The following is a 20,250-nucleotide window of genomic DNA, read 5'->3' on the forward strand; positions in this document are numbered from 1 at the left end:
CATGCGCAGCAGACTCGTCCTGCACGCCGTCGACTCGCACACCGAGGGCATGCCGACCCGGGTGATCACCGGCGGCATCGGCACCATCCCCGGCGCCACCATGAACGAGCGGCGGCTGTGGTTCCGCGAACACCGCGACGACATCAAGCAGTTGCTGATGAACGAACCGCGCGGCCACTCCGCCATGAGCGGCGCGATCCTCCAGCCGCCGACCCGGCCCGACTGCGACTGGGGCGTCGTCTACATCGAGGTCTCCGGCTATCTGCCGATGTGCGGGCACGGCACCATCGGCGTGGCCACCGTGCTCGTCGAGACCGGCATGGTCGAGGCCGTCGAGCCGGTCACCACCCTCCGGCTCGACACCCCGGCCGGCCCGGTCGTCGCCGAGGTGGCGGTCGAGGACGGCGCCGCGAAGTCGGTCACCCTGCGCAACGTGCCCTCGTTCGCCGTCGGTCTCGACCGCGAGGTCACCCTCGCCGACGGGCGGACGGTGACCTACGACCTCGCCTTCGGCGGCAACTTCTACGCCATCCTGCCGCTGGAGCGGTTCGGCCTGCCCTTCGATCGGTCCCGCAAGGACGAGATCCTCGCCGCGGGCCTGTCCCTCATGGCCGCCGTCAACGCCGAGGACCCGCCGGTCCACCCGGAGGACCCCTCCATCCACGGTCTCCACCACGTCTACCTGGCCGCCCCCGGATCCACCGCCCGGCACTCCCGGCACGCCATGGCCATCCACCCCGGCTGGTTCGACCGCTCGCCCTGCGGCACCGGCACCAGCGCCCGCATGGCACAACTGCACGCGCGCGGCGAACTCCCGCTGCACACCGAGTTCGTGAACGAGTCCTTCATCGGCACCCGGTTCACCGGCAGACTGCTGGGCACCACCGAGGTCGCCGGGCGCCCGGCCGTCCTGCCCAGCTTCACCGGGCGCGCCTGGGTCACCGGCACGGCCCAGTACCTGCTCGACCCCGACGACCCGTTCCCGGCCGGGTTCGTCCTGTAGCCGCACGTCCACCAGGAGAGGAAACCCCGACCGTCATGGCCCCGCAGCACACCCCCGCCCTGCCCGTCCTCGGCAGCAGGAAGCCCAGCCACCGGGAGCGGGTCGCGGACGCGCTGCGGGCCGCTCTGATCGCCGGCGAACTGCGCCCCGGCGAGGTCTACTCGGCGCCCGGACTCGCCGCCCGCTTCGGCGTCTCCGCCACCCCCGTGCGCGAGGCCATGCTCGACCTCGCCAAGGAGGGCCTGGTCGACACCGTGCCCAACAAGGGCTTCCGGGTCACCGCCGTCTCCGAGAAGCAACTCGACGAGTACACCCACGTCCGGGCCCTGATCGAGATCCCCACCACGGCCCGGCTGGCGGTCACGGCCGACCCGGTGGCGCTGGAGGCGCTCCGCCCGGTCGCGCGGGAGATCGTCACCTCGGCCACGGCGGGCGACCTCATCGCCTATGTCGAGGCCGATCTGCGCTTCCACCTCGGCCTGCTGGCCCTCGCCGGCAACGACCACCTCGTCGACGTCGTCCGCGACCTCAGACGGCGCTCCCGGCTGTACGGGCTGACCGCGCTGGTGGAGCAGGGGCGTCTCGAGGCCTCCGCCGAGGAGCACCTGGAGATCCTGGACGCGCTGCTCGCCCGGGACGAGGAGGCCGTCCGGGCGGTGATGACCCGGCACATCGGGCACGTCCGGGGACTGTGGGCAGCGCCCTGACCAAACTTCTTGCGCGATTACGCAAGCAGCTTGCGTAAATTGCGCTACGCTTGCGGGCATGACGCGACGACTTGCCGAGGTGGCGAAGAAGGTCGGGGTCAGCGAGGCCACGGTCAGCCGGGTGCTCAACGGCAAGCCGGGTGTCTCCGAGCCGACCCGGCAGGCGGTGCTCTCCGCCCTGGACGTGCTCGGCTACGAGCGGCCCACGCAGCTGCGCGGTGAGCGCGCCCGGCTGGTCGGCCTGGTCCTGCCCGAGCTGCAGAACCCCATCTTCCCCGCGTTCGCCGAGGTCATCGGCGGCGCCCTGGCCCAGCTCGGGCTGACGCCGGTGCTGTGCACCCAGACCCGGGGCGGCGTCTCGGAGGCGGACTACGTGACGCTGCTGCTCCAGCAGCAGGTCTCCGGAGTCGTCTTCGCCGGCGGGCTCTACGCCCAGGCCGACGCGCCGCACGACCACTACCGGCAGCTCGCCGAGCGGAACATCCCGGTCGTGCTGGTCAACGCCGCCATCGAACACCTGGGCTTCCCGGGGGTGTCCTGCGACGACGCGGTCGCCGTCGAGCAGTCCTGGCGGCACCTGGCCTCGCTCGGGCACGAGAGGATCGGGCTGGTGCTCGGCCCCGGCGACCATGTCCCCTCGGCGCGCAAGCTGGCCGCCGCGCGGGCCGTCGGGCACGTCCCCGACGAGTTCGTCGCGCGCGCCATGTTCTCCATCGAGGGCGGCCACGCGGCGGCGGCCCGGCTCATCGACCGGGGCGTCACCGGCTTCATCTGCGCCAGCGACCCGCTCGCCCTGGGTGTCGTACGGGCCGCCCGCCGCAAGGGACTCGACGTGCCCTCGCGGATCTCGGTCGTGGGCTACGACGACTCCGCGCTGATGAACTGCACCGAACCCCCTCTGACCACGGTCCGCCAGCCCATCGAGGCGATGGGCAAGGCCGTCGTGGAGCTGCTCAACGCGCAGATCAGCGGCGGTTCGGTGGCCGCACAGGAGCTGCTGTTCGAGCCGGAGCTGGTGGTGCGGGGGTCGACCGCGCAGGCACCGCGTGAGTGAGATGCACCCGCCTGTCGAATAATTGCAAATTCCGCGCGACATCTTGCGATCCGCTGTTGCCGGTGCTTGAGTGTGCGGCGCCCCCCGCTCCTGTCCTGAGGCGCCCACTCGCTCCTGCCCTAAGGGGTCCACCGATGAGAAGCACCGGGATCCGCCGTACCCTCGCCCTGCTCGGCGTCAGCGCCCTCGCACTGACCGCCTGCGGCGGGAACACCGACGAGTCCGCCGGCGGCAAGACCCGCATCACGGTCAACTGCATGCCGCCCAAGAGCGCCAAGACCGACCGCGCGTTCTTCGAGGAGGACGTCGCCGCCTTCGAGAAGCAGAACCCCGACATCGACGTCGTCCCGCACGACGCGTTCCCCTGCCAGGACCCGAAGACGTTCGACGCCAAACTCGCCGGCGGGCAGATGGAGGACGTCTTCTACACGTACTTCACCGACGCCCGGCACGTCGTCGACATCAACCAGGCCGCCGATCTCACGCCGTACGTCAAGGAGTTGAAGAGCTACGGCACGCTCCAGAAGCAGCTGCGCGACATCTACACCGTCGACGGCAAGGTCTACGGCATCCCGCGCACCGGCTACTCCATGGGCCTGATCTACAACAGGGCCCTCTTCGAGAAGGCCGGCCTCGACCCCGACAAGCCCCCGGCCACCTGGGCCGAGGTCCGCACCGCCGCCAAGAAGATCGCCGGGCTGGGCGGCGGCACCGTCGGGTACGCCGACTACAGCGCCCAGAACCAGGGCGGCTGGCACTTCACCGCCGAGCTGTACTCCCAGGGCGGCGAGGTCGTCAGCGCCGACGGCGAGGAGGCCACCGTCGACACCCCCGAGGGCCGGGCCGTCCTGCAGACCCTGCACGACATGCGCTGGACGGACGACTCGATGGGCAGCAAGCAGCTCCTGGTCATCAACGACGCGCAGCAGATGATGGGTTCGGGCAAGCTCGGCATGTACCTCGCCGCCCCCGACAACATCCCCATCCTCGTCAAGGAGAAGGGCGCCGACTACGAGGACATCGCCATCGCCCCGATGCCGGGCGGCCGGGCGACCCTGGTCGGCGGGGACGGCTACATGTTCAGCAGGAAGGCGAGCCCCGCCCAGATCCGCGCCGGACTGAAGTGGCTGGACCACATGTTCCTCACGCCCGGCGACGGCTTCCTCGGCGACTACGCCCGCGCCAAGAAGCACGACGCGCCGGTCGGCCTGCCCGAGCCGCGTCTGTTCACCGGCGCCGCCGACGCCGAGGACCAGCGGATCAAGCAGGCCAACGCCAATGTCCCGGTGGGGAACTACCAGCCCTTCCTCGACGGCAACCAGCGCCTGGACATGAGGATCGAGCCGCCGCACGCCCAGCAGATCTACTCCGTCCTCGACGGCGTCGTCTCCGCCGTCCTCACCAAGGAGGACGCCGACATCGACCGGCTGCTGAAGGACGCCTCCGGCAAGATCGACGGCATCCTGGCGCGGGGCTGAGCCCGATGAAGAACACGGGGCCCATCCCCCTGGAGACCGCCGAGCGCCGGACCCGCCCGGCGATCGAGGTCCGTCCGGTGCAGGCGCCGCCCCCGGCAGGGGACCGGAGGCGGCGCCGCCTCGCCGACCAGGGCCGCGCCTACCTCTTCCTCCTCGGCGGGCTGATCTGCTTCGCCCTGTTCTCCTGGTACCCGGCGATCCGCGCGGTCGTCATCGCCTTCCAGAAGTACACGCCGGGCGCGGACCCCGAGTGGGTCGGCACCGCCAACTTCACCCGCGTCGTGCAGGACCCCGAGTTCGCCGCCGCCTGGCGCAACACCCTCACCTTCACGCTGCTCGCCCTGCTGATCGGCTTCGCGATCCCGTTCGTGCTGGCCCTCGTGCTCAACGAACTCCGGCACGCCAAGGCCTTCTTCCGGGTCGTGGTCTACCTGCCGGTGATGATCCCGCCGGTGGTCAGCGCCCTGCTGTGGAAGTGGTTCTACGACCCCGGCGCCGGCCTGGCCAACGAGGCGCTGCGCCTGCTGCACCTGCCGACCTCGAACTGGTCCAACGGCGCCGACACCGCCCTGGTCTCCCTCGTCATCGTCGCCACCTGGGCCAACATGGGCGGCACCGTCCTGATCTACCTCGCCGCCCTGCAGTCCATCCCCGGCGAGCTGTACGAGGCGGCCGAACTGGACGGGGCGAGCCTGCTGCAACGCGTCCGGCACGTCACGATCCCGCAGACCCGGTTCGTGATCCTCATGCTGATGCTGCTGCAGATCATCGCCACCATGCAGGTGTTCACCGAACCGTTCGTCATCACCGGCGGGGGCCCGGAGAACGCCACGGTCACCGTGCTGTACCTGATCTACAAGTACGCCTTCCTCTACAACGACTTCGGCGGCGCCTGCGCGCTGAGCGTGATGCTCCTGCTGCTGCTCGGCCTGTTCTCCGCCGGCTACCTCCGACTCACCCGGACCGACGGGGAGACCGCATGAGCAGCACCCGCACCCTCGTCTCCCCGGCCGTCCTGGCCCGCCCGCGCGGCCGCGCCGTCTACTGGACCGTCTTCACCGGCGTCGTCCTGCTCTTCGCGCTCGCCTTCCTCTTCCCCGTCTACTGGATGGTCACCGGCGCGCTGAAGTCCCCCGACGAGGTGGCCCGGACCCCGCCCACCCTGGTCCCGGAGGACTGGCGCGTCAGCGGCTACACCGACGCCTGGGAGCTCATGCAGCTGCCGACCCATCTGTGGAACACGGTGGTCCAGGCGGCCGGCGCCTGGCTGTGCCAGCTGGTGTTCTGCACGGCCGCCGCCTACGCGCTGTCCAAGCTGAAGCCGGTCTTCGGCACGGTGATCCTGGGCGGCATCCTCGCCACCCTGATGGTCCCGGCGCAGGCCCTCGTCGTGCCGAAGTACCTGACCGTCGCCGACCTCGGCCTGCTCAACGACCCGCTCGCCATCTGGCTCCCGGCCGTCGCCAACGCCTTCAACCTCTATCTGCTCAAGCGGTTCTTCGACCAGATCCCGCGCGATGTGCTGGAGGCCGCCGAGATGGACGGGGCCGGGCGGCTGCGCGTGCTGTGGTCGATCGTGCTGCCGATGTCCCGGCCCGTGCTGGGCGTCGTCTCGATCTTCGCGCTGGTCGCCGTCTGGCAGGACTTCCTGTGGCCGCTGATGGTCTTCTCCGACACCGGCAAGCAGCCCATCAGCGTCGCCCTCGTCCAGCTGTCGCAGAACATCCCGCTGACCGTGCTCATCGCCGCCATGGTGATCGCCAGCATCCCCATGGTCGCCCTGTTCCTCGTCTTCCAGCGGCACATCATCGCCGGGATCAGCGCGGGCAGCACGAAGGGCTGACGTCGCCGACCCCCTCCGACGAAAGGCACCGACCGTGGGACAGCCCACCCCTGCCTCCCCGATCCCCTCGCCCTCCGGGTCTTCCGGGTCTTCCGCGTCTTCCGCGCCTTCCAGGCAGGACGACTGGTGGCGCGACGCCGTGATCTACCAGGTGTACGTCCGCAGCTTCGCCGACGGAGACGGCGACGGCACCGGCGACCTCGCGGGCGTCCGCGCCCGGCTGCCCTACCTCGCCGAACTCGGCGTGGACGCCCTGTGGTTCACCCCCTGGTACCTGTCCCCGATGAAGGACGGCGGCTACGACGTCGCCGACTACCGGGTGATCGACCCGGCCTTCGGCACCCTGGCCGAGGCCGAGAAACTCATCGCCGAGGCGCTCCAGCTCGGCATCCGCACCATCGTCGACATCGTGCCCAACCACGTCTCCGACCAGCACGCGTGGTTCCGGGCGGCGCTGCGCGGAGGCCCGGAACGGGAGCTGTTCCACTTCCGCCCGGGCCGCGGCGCCGACGGCGAACTGCCCCCGAACAACTGGCGCTCGCAGTTCGGCGGCCCCGCCTGGACACGGCTCGCGGACGGCTCCTGGTACCTCCACCTGTTCGCCCCCGAGCAGCCCGATCTCGACTGGTCCCACCCGGCGGTGAGGCAGGAGCACGAGGACATCCTGCGGTTCTGGCTGGAGCGGGGCGTGGCCGGTGTCCGCATCGACTCGGCCGCGCTGCTGGTGAAGGACCCGGCGCTGCCGGACTTCACCGAGGGCCGCGACCCCCACCCGTACGTCGACCGCGACGAACTCCACGACGTCTACCGCGCCTGGCGGGCGATCGCCGACGAGTACGGCGCGGTCTTCGTGGGCGAGGTCTGGCTGCCGGACACCGAGCGCTTCGCGCGCTACCTGCGCCCGGACGAGCTGCACACCGCCTTCAACTTCTCCTTCCTGACCTGCCCCTGGGACGCGGGGCGGCTGCGCCGCTCCATCGACGAGACGCTCGCCGAGCACGCCCCGGTGGGCGCCCCCGCCACCTGGGTGCTGTGCAACCACGACGTGACCCGCACGGTCACCCGCTACGGCCGCGAGGACACCGGCTTCGACTTCGCGACCAAGGCTTTCGGCACCCCCACCGACCTGGCCCTGGGCACCCGCCGGGCCCGCGCCGCCGCCCTGCTGTCCCTGGCCCTGCCCGGCGCGGTCTACGTCTACCAGGGCGAGGAACTGGGCCTGCCCGAGGCCGAGATCCCGCTGGACCGCATCGAGGACCCGATGCACTTCCGCTCCGGCGGCACCGACCCGGGCCGGGACGGCTGCCGGGTCCCGCTGCCGTGGACGGCGGGAGCCCCGCACGCGGGCTTCGGCGGCGAACCCTGGCTGCCCCAGCCCGAGGGCTGGCCGGCGTACGCCGCGGACCTGCAGGCCCGGGACCCCGGTTCGATGCTGAGCCTGTACCGGGAGGCGATCCGGCTGCGCCCGGCCCTCGGGGACGGCCCGCTCACCTGGCTGCCCGCCGCCGAGGGTGTCCTCGCCTTCCGCCGGTCGGACGGGATCTGCCTGGTGAACCTCGCCGGCACCCCCGTCACCCTGCCGGCCCACTCCGGACTCCTCCTCGCCAGTGGCCCGCTGGACGCCGACGGGCGGCTGCCCGAGGACACCGCGGTCTGGCTGCGCGCCTGAGACCGCCCGCGCTATCCCCGTACCCCCACCACGAAGGGATCAGCACATGCACACGCCCAGATCTGTCAGGAGCATGCCAGTACTGGCCACGGCGGTGGCGCTGGCGGCCGGCACCCTGGTCGCCCTGGCCCCCGCCCCGGCCCACGCCGCCGCCGGTGCCACCGTCCCCTTCACCTCGGTCGAGGCCGAGTCGGCGAGCGGCACCGGCACGCGGATCGGCCCCGACCTCACCCAGGGCACCCTCGCCTCCGAGGCCTCCGGACGCCAGGCCGTGCGGCTCGCTCCCGGGCAGCGCGTGGAGTTCACCGTGCCCCGCGCGGCCAACGCGGTGACCGTCGCCTACAGCGTCCCGGACGGCCAGTCCGGCTCGCTCGACGTCTACGTCAACGGCCGGAAGCTCGCGAAGACGATCCCGGTGACCTCGAAGTACTCCTACGTCGACACGCCCTGGATCCCCGGCGCCAAGACGCACCACTTCTACGACAACGCCCGCCTGCTGCTCGGGGAGACCGTGCAGGCCGGTGACAAGGTCGCCGTCCAGGCCACGAACGTCCAGGTCACCGTGGACGTCGCCGACTTCGAGCAGGCGGCCGGACCCGCCTCCCAGCCCGCCGGGTCGGTCTCCGTGACCTCCAGGGGCGCCGACCCGAGCGGCCAGGGCGACTCCACCCAGGCCTTCCGCGACGCCATCGCCGCCGCGCGGGGCGGGGTGGTGTGGATTCCCCCGGGCGAGTACCGGCTCACCTCCTCGCTCAACGGCGTCCAGGACGTCACCCTCCGGGGCGCGGGCCACTGGCACTCGGTGGTGCGCACCTCCCGCTTCATCGACCAGTCGAGCTCCTCGGGGAACGTCCACATCCGGGACTTCGCGGTGATCGGCGAGGTCACCGAGCGGGTCGACTCCAGCCCGGACAACTTCGTCAACGGCTCGCTCGGGCCGAACAGCTCCGTCTCCGGCATGTGGCTGCAGCACCTCAAGGTCGGCCTGTGGCTCACGGGCACCAACGACAACCTGGTCGTGGAGAACAACCGCTTCCTCGACATGACCGCCGACGGCCTCAACCTCAACGGCCACGCCCGCGGCGTCCGCGTCCGCCACAACTTCCTGCGCAACCAGGGCGACGACGCCCTCGCCATGTGGTCGCTGAACGCGCCGGACGTCGACAGCAGCTTCGAGAACAACACCGTCACCCAGCCCAACCTCGCCAACGGCATCGCGATCTACGGCGGCACGGACATCGCCGTCAGGAACAACCTGGTCTCCGACACCAACGCCCTCGGCAGCGGCATCGCGATCTCCAACCAGAAGTTCCTCGACCCCTTCCACCCGCTCGCCGGCACGATCACCGTCGACGGCAACACCCTCGTCCGCACCGGCGCGATGAACCCCAACTGGAACCACCCGATGGGCGCGCTGCGGGTCGACTCCTACGACAGCGCGATCGAGGCCCAGGTGCGGATCACCAACACGACGATCACCGACAGCCCGTACAGCGCCTTCGAGTTCGTCTCCGGCAGCGGACGCGGGTACGCCGCCCGGAACATCACCGTCGACGGCGCGACCGTGCGCGACACCGGCACGGTCGTCGTCCAGGCCGAGACGCAGGGCGCCGCCACCTTCCGCAACGTCACCGCGACCGGCGTCGGCGCCGCGGGCGTCTACAACTGCCCCTACCCCAACGGCTCCGGCACCTTCACCCTCACCGACGGCGGCGGCAACTCCGGCTGGACCAGCACCTGGTCCGACTGCTCGACCTGGCCGCAGCCCGGGCAGGGAAACCCCGACCCGGACCCGGGCCGCAACCTCGCCAAGGGCCGCCCGGCCACGGCCACCGGCTCCCAGGACGTCTACACCCCCTCCAAGGCGGTCGACGGCGACGCGAACACCTACTGGGAATCCGCCAACCACGCCTTCCCGCAGGCGCTGACGGTCGACCTCGGCACCAGGGAGGCGGTCCGCCGGCTGGTGCTGAAGCTGCCGCCGCAGAGCGCCTGGCAGGCCCGGACCTAGACCCTGTCCGTGCAGGGCAGCGCGGACGGCTCGGCGTGGTCGACGGTGGTCGCGTCGAAGGACTACCGCTTCGACCCGGCCGGCGGCAACACGGTCACGATCGCGCTGCCCGACGGCACCAGTGTGCGCCACCTGCGGCTCCAGGTGACGGCCAACACCGGCTGGCCGGCCGCCCAGTTCAGCGAAGTGGAGGCCTATCTGTCCTGACCGCCCCCGGACGCCCCGCGCTTGGCCGCCTGGATCTGCTCGTACACACGGGTCCGCAGCTCGGCGAAGCGCGGGGCCACCCGTGTGCGCACCTGGTCCCGCTCGGCCGGCAGATCGACCTTCAGCTGCTCCTGGACGACGGTGGGGGACGCGGACAGCACGATCACCCGCTCACCCAGGTACACGGCCTCGTCGATGTCGTGGGTGACGAACAGGATCGTGACCCCGCGCTCCCGCCACAGCCGCCGTACCAGGTCCTCCAGATCGGCCCGGGTCTGGGCGTCCACCGCCGCGAAGGGCTCGTCCATCAGCAGCACCTCGGGCTCGTGGGCGAGCGCCCGGGCGATGGCCACCCGCTGCTGCATCCCGCCCGACAACTGCCACGGGTACGCCCCGGCGGCGTCGGCGAGCCCCACCGACTCCAGCGCGTCCGCGACCAGCGCGCGGCGCCGCTCCCGGCTCAGCTTCTTCTGCCGCAGGGGCAGTTCGACGTTCTGCCCGACCCGCATCCAGGGGAACAGGCTGCGGCCGTACTCCTGGAACACGAACGCCATCCCGGGAGGCGGTCCGTCCACCGGGCGGCCCGCGAGCCGCACCTCGCCCGCGGTCGGGGCGAGCAGACCGCCCACGCACTTCAGCAGGGTCGTCTTGCCGCAGCCCGACGGACCGACGACACAGACCAGTTCCCCCGCCTGAACCGAGAAGGTCAGGTCCCGCACCGCCTCCGTCCGCCGCCCGGAACCGTCATAGACCTTGCGCAGCCCGTGTACGTGACGGCGGCCAGGACGGACAGGGCCGTGAGGCCGACGAGCAGACGACGCATGGCTCCCCCTGTGGGACCGGCTGAGGTGCTCCGACAGGCTGTGCGCAGGCAGTACGGACGTGCTCAGAGGGAACCTGGAGCCCGCCCGGAGCCATGGTCAACGCACGTGCGGTGAAAGCTTGTTGAAAGCGGCACCTTCGGGTCAGAGGTCGAGCACCAGCCGCCCGCCGCGACAGCGGGACACGCAGATGAGCATCGTCTCGCCCGCCGCGCGCTCCTCATCGGTCAGCACCGAGTCCCGGTGGTCCGGCTCGCCCTCCAGCACGTCCGTCTCGCACGTGCCGCAGGTGCCCTCCGTGCAGGAGTACAGCACCTCGACCCCGGCGGCGCGCACGGCGTCCAGGACGGACACGTCCGGCGCGACGGTGAGCGTCCTGCCGCTGCGCGCCAGCTCCACCTCGAAGGCGCCGTCGCCGCCGCTTCGCCGCTCCTTGGGCCGGAACCGCTCGACGCGCAGCACCCCGGACGGGCAGCGGGCCTCGACGGCGTCCAGCAGCGGCCCGGGACCGCAGCAGTAGACGAGGGTGCCCTCGGGTACGTCGTCCAGCACCGACGGCAGATCCAGCAGCCCCGTCTCGTCCTCGGGCGCGAGGGTCACCCGGTCGCCGTAGCGGGCCAGTTCGCCGGTGAAGGCCATCGACCGGCGGGTGCGCCCGCCGTACAGCAGCGTCCACGGCGTGCCCGCCGCCTCGGCCGCCGCCAGCATCGGCAGGATCGGCGTGATGCCGATGCCGCCCGCGACGAAGCGGTAGCCCGGGGCCGGCTCCAGACGGAAGGCGTTCCGCGGGTCGCGCACCCGCAGCTTGTCGCCCTCGCGCACCTGCTCGTGCACATGGGCCGAGCCGCCCCGCCCGGCGGCCTCGCGCAGCACCGCGATCCGCCAGGCCGACCGGTCCGCCGGATCGCCGCACAGTGAGTACTGCCGCTCCAGGCCGGGCCCGAGCACGACGTCGACGTGCGCGCCCGGCTCCCAGGCCGGCAGCGGCTCGCCCAGGGGATGGCGCAGGGTGAGGGCGAGCACGCCCTCGGCGGCGAACTCGCGCTGCGCCACCACGAGTTGGGACGCGGCCTCGCTCACGATCGGTCCTCTCGCGGCTCGTCGGTCGTGTGCCCCCGGGGGTGGGCGAGCATCCAGGCCCACATCTCGACCGGGTCCTGCGCGGTGTGCTCGCGCCCGCAGTGGCAGGTGCCGTGCAGCAGGTCGGTGCCCGGCAGCCAGTCGATGCGGTAGATCTCGCCCGTGGAGCCGCTCACCGGACCCGCTCCACGGGCTTGGCGCCTTCCTCGACCAGCCGGGCGAGGATGCGGCGGGCGGCCAGACCGCCGGTGTCGATGTTGATGCTCAGCTCCTGGTAGCCGGTGCGCTCGGTGCCGAGCGTGCGCTGCAGGAGGTTGAGCGCGGTGACGTCCTGCATGACGACCGTGTGGTTGTTGCCGCGCAGGAACTCGGTCACCTCGGCGTCGTCGGTCGCCCAGTCGCGCGAGACGGCCCAGAAGTCGTACACCGTGCCGTCGCCGGACGGGGTGATGGCGTACGTGATCTCGGTGTGGAAGCCGTGCGGGTCGCTGCCGTCGGCCTCGGGCAGCACCCCGGCCGGGGCGATCCGGCTGTGCAGCAGATACAGGCAGGGCGCGTGGTACTCGATGTCCTGCCAGCGGGTGATCCGGCCCTCGATCCCGGTCGACCGGGCGTAGAACGGCGGGCACTCGGCGTCGTCCATGTGCCGGCTCACCCGGACGATCCCGGCGCCCTCGTCGACCTCCGTGGTGATGGGCGTCTCGGCCACCTCGGGGGTGCCGATGTACCCGCCGTGCAGATACGTCTCGTGCGACAGGTCGAGGAGGTTGTCCACGAGCAGGCCGTAGTCGCAGTCGATGGGCTCCATGCCGCGGACGGTGACCCAGCCCGGGGCGTCCAGGTGCCGGGCCCGGGGAACCGACCCCGGGTCGGCGAGCGCCGGGTCGCCGATCCACACCCACACCAGCGAGTCCTGCTCGACGACCGGGTAGGAGGCGACCCGGGCGGTGCGCGGCACGCGTTTCTGGCCCGGGACGTACACGCACGTACCGGTCGTGTCGTAGGTGAAGCCGTGGTAGCCGCAGACGATCCGGTCGCCGTCGAGCCGCGTCGGCGCCTCCGACAGCGGGTAACGGCGGTGCACGCACCGGTCGTGCAGCACGACCGGCCTGCCGTCCTCCTCGCTGCGGTACAGCACGAGCGTCTCACCGAGCACCGCCCGCCCGAGCAACTCCCGGCCCACCTCGTGACTGTAGGCGGCGACGTACCACTGATTCCTGGCGAAGGCGGTCATGTGCGGCATGGGCGCTGACTCCCGTCTGTGGTGGTGCCGTCATCGTCGGCGCGGACCGCACGGCCCCGCAACGGTCCTTCCGCCCGGCGGAAGCGCCGCCCCGGATTCCGTGTCGTTGCGGTGTCAAAAAGTGAAGGAGAAACCATATTCTTCTCCCGCACTTCCCGTCTCCACTTCTCCACTGCGCGGCATTTACTTATCGTGGAGGTATGGAAAAGACAGCAGAGTTCTATGTGGTGAAGCGTGGAGACACTCTTGGCGAGATCGCGGCCCGGCATCGAGTGACGCTGGAGCAGATTCTCGCGTGGAATCCGGAGATCGAGGATCCGGACGTCATTTTCCCCGATCAGCGGATCCGTGTGGCCCCACCGAGAACACACGGCACGTACGAGCCGTTCCCGGGCGCCGACTTCTTCCAGTCGTCGGTGACCAGTCCGATCATCGAGGCCATGGGCTACCGCCTCATCGAGGAGGGCTGCTCGGAGTACGCGGCCGGGCCCGACTCCCAGTGGAGCGAAGCGGACCGGAAGTCGTACGCGCGCTGGCAGCGCAAACTCGGATTCCAGGGCCATGACGCCGACGGCACACCGGGCCGGAAGTCGTGGGACAAGCTGCGGGTGCCCGCCGTCTACGCGTGATCGCGCGGCCGCCGCGGACGGCATGGCGCGCCCGGGCCAGAACACGCATCGCCTATCTGGAAGCGCAATTGGACCGGGAGAGCGTCAGGCCCTGCCCGGAGGACCGCAGAACTCTCGTCGAGGGAATGCGGGGACATCTGGAAAGGGCCCGCGCCGCCGCGGACGAGGATTTCGGGTGGCGCCGTGCCTGGTCGGGTTCGGCGGCCCGCGAGGGCGTCTGGTCCAATATCCGCAGCGCCGAGGTGCTGCTGCTGCAACTCGTCCCCGACGAGGAGGCCGCGGGCCGCGCCAGTGAGGTCATGGCGCTGGTCAAGGATCATCTCGACACCGACGATCCCCGGCGGGTGCGGCTCGCCCGCAGGCTGCGCGCCGTCATCTCCGGCGAGATGACGCCCGGCGACCGGGACCTGATGGTCCGGGCGCTCGACGCCTCGTACAACGCGCTGGACGACGAACTGGCCCGGGTGCGCAGCCTGCGCAACATCCTGTGGACCGCGACCTTCCTCGTCCTGCTCGGCGTGACCGGACTCGCCCTCTACGGCTGGTTCTCGCCCGGTTCGCTGAGCCTGTGCTTCACGCCGGAGACCGGCCCGCGGGACCAGGTGACGGTGGTGTGCCCCACCGCGGAGTACCACGAGGTGCCGGCCGGGAGGGACCCCAGCTCCCGGGCCCGGCCCGCGGACATCCTCACCATCGAGATCGCCGGGCTGGCCGGAGCCGCCCTCACCGTCATCGCCTCGCTGCGCCGGATCCGGGGCACCGACTCGCCCTACATGCTGCCGCTGGCCTCGGCGGTGCTGAAGTTCCCCACCGGAGCCCTGTCGGCGTTCCTCGGGCTGCTGCTGATCCGGGGCGCCTTCGTGCCCGGACTGAGCGACCTGGACAGCAGGGCCCAGGTGCTCGGGTGGGCCGCGGCGTTCGGCGCCGCGCAGCACCTGGTGACCCGGCTGGTCGACGACCGCGCCCAGATGACGCTGTCCGAGGTCGGCCGGACGACCGACGCCGTGGTGGACCCCGAGCGGGCCGCGGTGAGGGAGGGCGGCACGATCGGGGACGGCACAGTGTCCGCGCCGCCGGTGCACCGCGACGGTGCCGGGCCGCACGAGGAGCCGGACGCGAGCACCGGCGCGGGCGGCGGGGACGGCGAACCGGTCCCCGACGGGGCGTCCCCTCAGCGCCGCAGCGGCGCGTGAGCCGTCTCCGGCAACCGCAGGTACACCACCGACGACACCAGGCAGATCACCGCCACGTACCAGGGGAACAGCCCCGCGTGCCCCTGGTCCTTGAACAGGGTGCCGACGTACGGGGCCGTCCCGCCGAAGAGCGCGACGGTGAGGGAGTAGGGGAAGCCGATGCCGGCCGCGCGGACCCGGGGCGGGAAGATCTCCGCGTTCACGGCCGCGCTGATCGACGTGAAGCCGGTCAGCAGGACCATGCCCGCGCACTGCACCAGCAGCAGCACCGCGAACGAGTCGCGCAGGGTGTGCAGCAGCGGCACCGTGAGCAGGGCGAAGCCCAGGCCGAAGAAGAGCAGCAGGGGGCGGCGGCCGATCCGGTCCGACAGCAGGCCGCCGAGGGGTTGCAGCAGCGCGAAGAAGGCCAGTGAGAGCGTGCCCGCCAGGAGAGCGTCCGACTTGTCGATCCCCGCGTTGAGTTCGGCGTACGTCGGCAGGTACGACGTCCACGTGTAGTACGCGATGGTGCCGCCCGCCGTGATACCGCCGATCAGCAGCGACTCGCGCGGATGCCGGCGCAACGCCTCGAACAGACCCGGGCGCGGGGCCTCGCGCTGTTCGGCGCTGCGGGTCTCCTGCGCTCCCCGCCGGATCCAGAAACCCACCAGGCTCAGCACGGCCCCGAGCATGAACGGCACCCGCCAGCCCCAGCCGTTCATCTGCCCGTCGCTCAGCGAGCCCACCAGGAGGGTCGCGACGCCGGAGGCGACCAGCTGGCCCACGGTGGTGGACACGTACTGGAAGCTGGAGAACAGCCCGCGCCGGCCGGGCCCCGCCGACTCGACGAGGAAGGTCGTCGAAGCCGCGAACTCGCCGCCCACGGACAGGCCTTGGAGCAGCCGCGCGAGGACGAGGAGCACCGGCGCCAGTACGCCCGCCGCCGCGTAGGTCGGGGTCAGCCCGACCAGCAGGCTGCTGCCGCCCATGAGCAGGATGGTGACCGTCAGCGCGGCCCGCCGCCCGTGCCGGTCCGCGACCGCGCCCATCAGCAGCCCGCCGACCGGCCGCACGAAGAACCCGACCGCGAACACCGCGAACGTGGACAGCAGCGGCACCAGCGAGTCGTCGGAAGACCTGGGCGGCGATGTACGTGGCCAGAAACGTGTAGGCGTACCAGTCGTACCACTCCACCGCGTTGCCCACGGAGGCGGCGAGGAGCTGGCGAACGGGCCGTTGCGTCGGCGGGGAAGTCGTCTGCGTCTCTGTCACGTCCCGGACCCTCCCCGCGAGCGCACCGCAGCACCCTCCGTACCGGCGACTTTCACACCCCTGTCACGCGCCCCTTCCTTGGCGTTTGGTGTCCCTGAAACACTCCTTCCGCGCAGATTCCGTCACGTTCCGGTCGTCCCGTACCTCAGGATGAGAGGTCTGTCCTACATGTCCGAAGTCAACCGGCGCCGCTTTCTCCAACTCGCGGGTGCCACCACGGCCTTCAGCGCCCTGTCCGCCAGCATCCAGCGCGCCGCCGCCCTGCCGGCCAACCACCGCACCGGGTCGATCGAGGACGTCGAGCACATCGTCGTCCTGATGCAGGAGAACCGTTCCTTCGACCACTACTTCGGCACCCTGAGAGGCGTCCGCGGCTTCGGCGACCCCCACCCGGTCACCCTGCCCAACGGCAAACCGGTCTGGCACCAGGAGAAGGACGGCAAGGAACTCCTGCCGTTCCACCCGGACGCCGACGACCTCGGCATGCAGTTCCTGGAGGGACTGCCGCACTCCTGGCCCGACGGCCAGCAGGCCTACAACGGCGGCAGGTACGACAAGTGGGTACCCGCCAAGGGCACCACGACCATGGCGTACCTGACCCGCGAGGACATCCCCTTCCACTTCGCCCTCGCCGACGCGTTCACCGTCTGCGACGCCTACCACTGCTCGTTCATCGGCTCCACCGACCCGAACCGCTACTACATGTGGTCCGGATACACGGGCAACGACGGCAGCGGCGGCGGACCCGTCCTGGACAACGCCGAACTCGGCTACGGCTGGACGACCTACCCCGAGCGCCTGGAGCAGGCCGGCATCTCCTGGAAGGTCTACCAGGACATCGGCGACGGCCTGGACGCGGCCGGCTCCTGGGGCTGGATCCAGGACGCCTACCGCGGCAACTACGGCGACAACTCCCTGCTGTACTTCGACAAATACCGCAACGCCCGGCCCGGCGACCCCTGGTACGACAAGGCCCGCACCGGCACCGACGTCAAGAACGGCGACGGCTACTTCGACCGGCTCAGGGCCGACGTCAAGGCGGGCAAGCTGCCCCAGATCTCCTGGATCGCCGCCCCCGAGGCCTTCTCCGAGCACTCCAACTGGCCCTCGAACTACGGCGCCTGGTACATCGCCCAGGTCCTGGACGCCCTCACCTCCAACCCCGAGGTCTGGTCGAAGACGGCCCTGTTCATCACCTACGACGAGAACGACGGCTTCTTCGACCACGTCGTGCCGCCGCTGCCGCCCAAGGACGCCTCACGCGGCCTGTCCACCGTCGACGTCACCCCCGACCTCTTCCCGGGCGACGGCCGCAAGACGGCCGGCCCCTACGGTCTGGGCCCGCGGGTGCCGATGCTGGTCGTCTCGCCCTGGAGCAAGGGCGGCTACGTCTGCTCCGAGACCCTCGACCACACCTCGATCCTGCAGTTCATGGAGCGCCGCTTCGGGGTGCGCGAGACGAACATCTCGCCGTGGCGCCGCGCGATCTGCGGTGACCTGACGGCCGCGTTCGACTTCTCCCGCAAGGACGCGCGCCCCGCCCCGCTGCCCGGCACCGACGCGTACGAACCCCAGGACCGCGAACGCCACCCCGACTACAGGCCCACCCCGCCCGCCGACCCGCGCATGCCCCGGCAGGAGCGCGGACTGCGCCGCTCCCGGCCGCTGAAGTACGCCCCGCACGTCGACGCCTCGGTCGACGCGGCGGCCGGGAAGCTCACCCTCGCCTTCGCCTCCGGGCCCAAGGCGGGCGGCGCCTTCCACGTCACCTCCGGCAACCGCACCGACGGCCCCTGGACGTACACCACCGAGGCCGGCAAGACGCTCCGGGACACCTGGAACTCGGCCTACTCCGCAGGCTCCTACGACCTGACCGTGCACGGCCCGAACGGCTTCGTGCGCGTCTTCAAGGGCTCGAACAAGGCGGCCGGCTGCGAGGTCACCGCCCGTCACCGGGGCGACGACATCGAGCTGACCTTCACCAACAAGGGCTCCGGCACGGCCCGGCTGCGCATCGCCGACGGCTACGGTGGCAAGCCCTCGGCCGTCACCGTCCGCCCCGGCGCGACCGTGCGGCGGACCGTCGACCTCACCAGGAGCCGCCGCTGGTACGACCTGACCGTCACCGCCGAGGGCGACAAGGCCTTCCTGCGGCGGTTCGCGGGGCACGTCGAGAACGGGCAGCCGGGCGTGAGCGACCCGGCGATCGTCACCGCGTAGCCGTGGTGAGGTGCCCCGGTTCGTGCGGCCGGGGCACCCACGCCGCTCCGGCCGCGGCCGGACCCGGCTCCAGCGCCAGGACGGCGGCCACCGGATGGCCGTCGTCCACCGGTTCCTCCCGCGGCGCCGACCTGCTGAGCAGGATCACGCCCCAGGAGGCCAGGCCGGCCCCCGCGAGCGCGAGCAGCACGCCCCCCGGGCCGCCCTGGAGCCGCTCGCCGAGCAGCGACAGGCCGATCACCGCGGCGGCCAGCGGATTGGCCAGGGTCACCATGGCCAGCGGACCGCCCAGGCCGCCCCGGTAGGCCGTCTGCGACAGCAGCAGCCCGCCGGCCGCGAACGCCGCCACCAGCAGCGCCACCCCGACCACCTGGAGGCTCAGCACCGGACCCGTCCGGTCCGTCGCGGCCACCGTCACGGTCTGGGTGAGGGCCGAGGCGACCCCGGAAGCGACCCCCGACGCGGTCGCGTGCCGCAGTCCGGGCCGGGCGCCCGGCCGGGACAGCACCCCGATGACAGCGGCCGTGGCCCCCGCCACCGCCAGCGCCTCGGGCACGCTCAGCACGTCGTCGGGCGCCGGGCCGGACGCCGTGACCAGGACGGCGCCCAGGCCCAGCAGGGTCAGCGCGGTGCCCCTCCACTCGACCGCGCTCACCCGCCGTCCCGCCATCCGCGCCCCCAGCGGCACCGCCGCGACCAGGGTGAGCGCGCCGAGCGGCTGCACCACCGTCAGCGGGCCGTACCGCAAGGCCACCACGTGCAGCAGCGCGGCCGCCGCGTTCAGCCCGACCGACCACCACCAGGCGCCGCTGCCGAGCAGCCGCAGCGCGCCCGCGCCGGGGGAGCGGGCGGCCAGCCGCTCCTGGGCGACGGCGGCTGCCGCGTAGGCCACGGCGGAGACGAGGGACAGGGCGACGGCGACCGGCACGGCGTTCACCGGCCCGCTCCGACCAGTGCGTGCTCGTCCCGCTGCGCGGGCACGGGACCACCCCGCGGGCGCCCGGCGGTGGTCGCCGTGCGGTGCGGCAGGTGCAGGGCCGTAAGCGCCAGGCCCAGCAGGGCCGCCGCCACGATCGCGTCGAGCCAGTAGTGGTTCGCGGTGCCGACGATCACCAGCAGGGTCAGCAATGGGTGCAGCAGCCACAGCCACCGCCACCGCGAGCGGGTCGCGGCGATCAGCCCGATCGCCACCATCAGCGCCCAGCCGAAGTGCAGCGAGGGCATCGCCGCGAACTGGTTCGACAGGGAGTCGGTCGCCGGGTCGCCGTACACCGACGGCCCGTACAGCCGCGCGGTGTCCACGAGACCGGTCGCGGCGAGCATCCGCGGCGGGGCGAGCGGGAACAGCAGGTGCAGCACCAGGGCGGCGGCGGTCACCGCGGCCAGCACCCGGCGGGCCCACACGTAGTGGGCCGGGCGGCGCAGGTACAGCCAGACCAGGAAGGCGGCGGTGGCCGGGAAGTGGACCGCCGCGTAGTACGTGTTGGCCAGCTGCGCGGGAGCGTCGCCGTTCAGCAGCAGGGACTGCACCGCCGTCTCGCCGGGCAGCCGCACCGCGCGCTCGAGGTCCCACACGCGGTGCGCGTTGCCGAACGCCTCGCCGGTGTGGCCCGTGGCCAGCTGCCGGCCGAACTTGTAGACGAGGAAGAGCCCTGCGACGAGCAGGAGCTCCCGGAAGAGCGGCGGTCGCGCTATCGCGTCGGACCCCGCCGGCGCAGGCTCGGTGCGGGCATTCATCCCCCGGCCCCTTCGATGACGGTGGTGCTGTTATCGGTACGAGTGCGTACCGATACGCCAGTGTACCGATACGCTCGCGTACCGGTACACTGGTGTCTCGATAG

General features: G+C 71.8%; 16 protein-coding genes and 2 pseudogenes. 11 read left to right on the forward strand and 7 right to left on the reverse strand.

The window, feature by feature from the left end; all coding sequences use genetic code 11:
- Position 1 precedes the first annotated feature (1 nt).
- The 8 genes and pseudogenes from CHR28_RS12970 (at position 2) to CHR28_RS13005 (ending at position 9,972) form a co-directional block, all read left to right on the forward strand.
- Positions 2 to 1,003, forward strand: coding sequence for a proline racemase family protein (locus CHR28_RS12970; protein WP_094053733.1), 1,002 nt, complete (start codon positions 2 to 4; stop codon positions 1,001 to 1,003).
- 35 nt (positions 1,004 to 1,038) lie between these two features.
- Positions 1,039 to 1,710 carry a GntR family transcriptional regulator gene (locus CHR28_RS12975; protein WP_094053734.1) on the forward strand — a complete coding sequence of 224 codons (672 nt, stop codon included), beginning with the start codon at positions 1,039 to 1,041 and terminating at the stop codon, positions 1,708 to 1,710.
- Between the two features lie 58 nt (positions 1,711 to 1,768).
- Positions 1,769 to 2,764, forward strand: coding sequence for a LacI family DNA-binding transcriptional regulator (locus tag CHR28_RS12980; RefSeq protein WP_107473125.1), 996 nt, complete (start codon positions 1,769 to 1,771; stop codon positions 2,762 to 2,764).
- A gap of 134 nt (positions 2,765 to 2,898) precedes the next feature.
- The gene (locus tag CHR28_RS12985) at positions 2,899 to 4,242 is read left to right on the forward strand and encodes an ABC transporter substrate-binding protein (protein ID WP_094053736.1); all 1,344 of its coding nucleotides are present in this window, start codon (positions 2,899 to 2,901) and stop codon (positions 4,240 to 4,242) included.
- Between the two features lie 5 nt (positions 4,243 to 4,247).
- A complete protein-coding gene (locus CHR28_RS12990) occupies positions 4,248 to 5,225 on the forward strand; it encodes a carbohydrate ABC transporter permease (protein ID WP_094053737.1) in 978 nt (325 codons plus the stop codon).
- A complete protein-coding gene (locus CHR28_RS12995; RefSeq protein ID WP_094053738.1) occupies positions 5,222 to 6,085 on the forward strand; it encodes a carbohydrate ABC transporter permease in 864 nt (287 codons plus the stop codon). Before CHR28_RS12990 ends, CHR28_RS12995 begins: the two co-directional genes overlap by 4 nt.
- 61 nt (positions 6,086 to 6,146) lie before the next feature.
- Positions 6,147 to 7,754, forward strand: coding sequence for a glycoside hydrolase family 13 protein (locus CHR28_RS13000; protein ID WP_094053803.1), 1,608 nt, complete (start codon positions 6,147 to 6,149; stop codon positions 7,752 to 7,754).
- 46 nt (positions 7,755 to 7,800) lie between these two features.
- Positions 7,801 to 9,972, forward strand: a pseudogene (locus CHR28_RS13005) (discoidin domain-containing protein).
- Here the strand turns inward: CHR28_RS13005 and CHR28_RS13010 are convergent.
- From CHR28_RS13010 to CHR28_RS13025, 4 genes are all read right to left on the reverse strand, one after another.
- Entirely contained in the window at positions 9,960 to 10,691 is a 732-nt protein-coding gene (locus CHR28_RS13010; protein WP_256984234.1) for an ABC transporter ATP-binding protein, read from the reverse strand. The pseudogene CHR28_RS13005 and the gene CHR28_RS13010 sit on opposite strands and share 13 nt — an antisense overlap.
- Before the next feature lie 246 nt (positions 10,692 to 10,937).
- Entirely contained in the window at positions 10,938 to 11,873 is a 936-nt protein-coding gene (locus CHR28_RS13015) for a PDR/VanB family oxidoreductase (protein WP_094053740.1), read from the reverse strand.
- On the reverse strand, positions 11,870 to 12,049 hold the full coding sequence (locus CHR28_RS13020; RefSeq protein WP_094053741.1) for a hypothetical protein: 180 nt from the start codon (positions 12,047 to 12,049) through the stop codon (positions 11,870 to 11,872). The genes CHR28_RS13015 and CHR28_RS13020 overlap by 4 nt, the downstream gene beginning before the upstream one ends.
- Positions 12,046 to 13,116 carry an aromatic ring-hydroxylating dioxygenase subunit alpha gene (locus CHR28_RS13025; RefSeq protein WP_179272413.1) on the reverse strand — a complete coding sequence of 357 codons (1,071 nt, stop codon included), beginning with the start codon at positions 13,114 to 13,116 and terminating at the stop codon, positions 12,046 to 12,048. Before CHR28_RS13025 ends, CHR28_RS13020 begins: the two co-directional genes overlap by 4 nt.
- 200 nt (positions 13,117 to 13,316) lie before the next feature.
- Here CHR28_RS13025 and CHR28_RS38965 point away from each other — a divergent pair, with 200 nt between their 5' ends.
- Both CHR28_RS38965 and CHR28_RS13035 read left to right on the forward strand, forming a co-directional pair.
- Positions 13,317 to 13,745, forward strand: a complete 429-nt coding sequence (locus CHR28_RS38965; RefSeq protein WP_094053742.1) for a peptidoglycan-binding protein — start codon at positions 13,317 to 13,319, stop codon at positions 13,743 to 13,745.
- Between the two features lie 125 nt (positions 13,746 to 13,870).
- Positions 13,871 to 14,938, forward strand: a complete 1,068-nt coding sequence (locus CHR28_RS13035) for a hypothetical protein (RefSeq protein WP_256984235.1) — start codon at positions 13,871 to 13,873, stop codon at positions 14,936 to 14,938.
- Here CHR28_RS13035 and CHR28_RS13040 read toward each other — a convergent pair.
- Positions 14,917 to 16,189, reverse strand: a pseudogene (locus CHR28_RS13040) (MFS transporter). The gene CHR28_RS13035 and the pseudogene CHR28_RS13040 sit on opposite strands and share 22 nt — an antisense overlap.
- Positions 16,190 to 16,357: 168 nt before the next feature.
- On the opposite strand from CHR28_RS13040, the gene CHR28_RS13045 reads away from it, so the two are divergent.
- On the forward strand, positions 16,358 to 18,409 hold the full coding sequence (locus CHR28_RS13045; protein WP_094053744.1) for a phosphocholine-specific phospholipase C: 2,052 nt from the start codon (positions 16,358 to 16,360) through the stop codon (positions 18,407 to 18,409).
- On the opposite strand, the gene CHR28_RS13050 is transcribed toward CHR28_RS13045, so the two are convergent.
- Positions 18,399 to 19,346 carry a hypothetical protein gene (locus CHR28_RS13050; RefSeq protein WP_094053745.1) on the reverse strand — a complete coding sequence of 316 codons (948 nt, stop codon included), beginning with the start codon at positions 19,344 to 19,346 and terminating at the stop codon, positions 18,399 to 18,401. The two genes, CHR28_RS13045 and CHR28_RS13050, sit on opposite strands and share 11 nt — an antisense overlap.
- Entirely contained in the window at positions 19,343 to 20,146 is an 804-nt protein-coding gene (locus CHR28_RS13055; protein ID WP_094053746.1) for a phosphatase PAP2 family protein, read from the reverse strand. The genes CHR28_RS13050 and CHR28_RS13055 overlap by 4 nt, the downstream gene beginning before the upstream one ends.
- Positions 20,147 to 20,250 lie beyond the last annotated feature (104 nt).

Source organism: Streptomyces sp. XY006, from assembly GCF_002237655.1.
GTDB lineage: Bacteria > Actinomycetota > Actinomycetes > Streptomycetales > Streptomycetaceae > Streptomyces > Streptomyces levis.

Coding starts and splice junctions, on each gene's coding strand:
- CHR28_RS12995 (WP_094053738.1), top strand. CDS start 5,222: ATGAGCAGCACCCGCACCCTCGTCTCCCCGGCCGTCCTGGCCCGCCCG.
- CHR28_RS12970 (WP_094053733.1), top strand. CDS start 2: ATGCGCAGCAGACTCGTCCTGCACGCCGTCGACTCGCACACCGAGGGC.
- CHR28_RS13035 (WP_256984235.1), top strand. CDS start 13,871: ATGCGGGGACATCTGGAAAGGGCCCGCGCCGCCGCGGACGAGGATTTC.
- CHR28_RS12990 (WP_094053737.1), top strand. CDS start 4,248: ATGAAGAACACGGGGCCCATCCCCCTGGAGACCGCCGAGCGCCGGACC.
- CHR28_RS38965 (WP_094053742.1), top strand. CDS start 13,317: ATGGAAAAGACAGCAGAGTTCTATGTGGTGAAGCGTGGAGACACTCTT.
- CHR28_RS13025 (WP_179272413.1), bottom strand. CDS start 13,116: ATGCCGCACATGACCGCCTTCGCCAGGAATCAGTGGTACGTCGCCGCC.
- CHR28_RS12985 (WP_094053736.1), top strand. CDS start 2,899: ATGAGAAGCACCGGGATCCGCCGTACCCTCGCCCTGCTCGGCGTCAGC.
- CHR28_RS12975 (WP_094053734.1), top strand. CDS start 1,039: ATGGCCCCGCAGCACACCCCCGCCCTGCCCGTCCTCGGCAGCAGGAAG.
- CHR28_RS13055 (WP_094053746.1), bottom strand. CDS start 20,146: ATGAATGCCCGCACCGAGCCTGCGCCGGCGGGGTCCGACGCGATAGCG.
- CHR28_RS12980 (WP_107473125.1), top strand. CDS start 1,769: ATGACGCGACGACTTGCCGAGGTGGCGAAGAAGGTCGGGGTCAGCGAG.
- CHR28_RS13045 (WP_094053744.1), top strand. CDS start 16,358: ATGTCCGAAGTCAACCGGCGCCGCTTTCTCCAACTCGCGGGTGCCACC.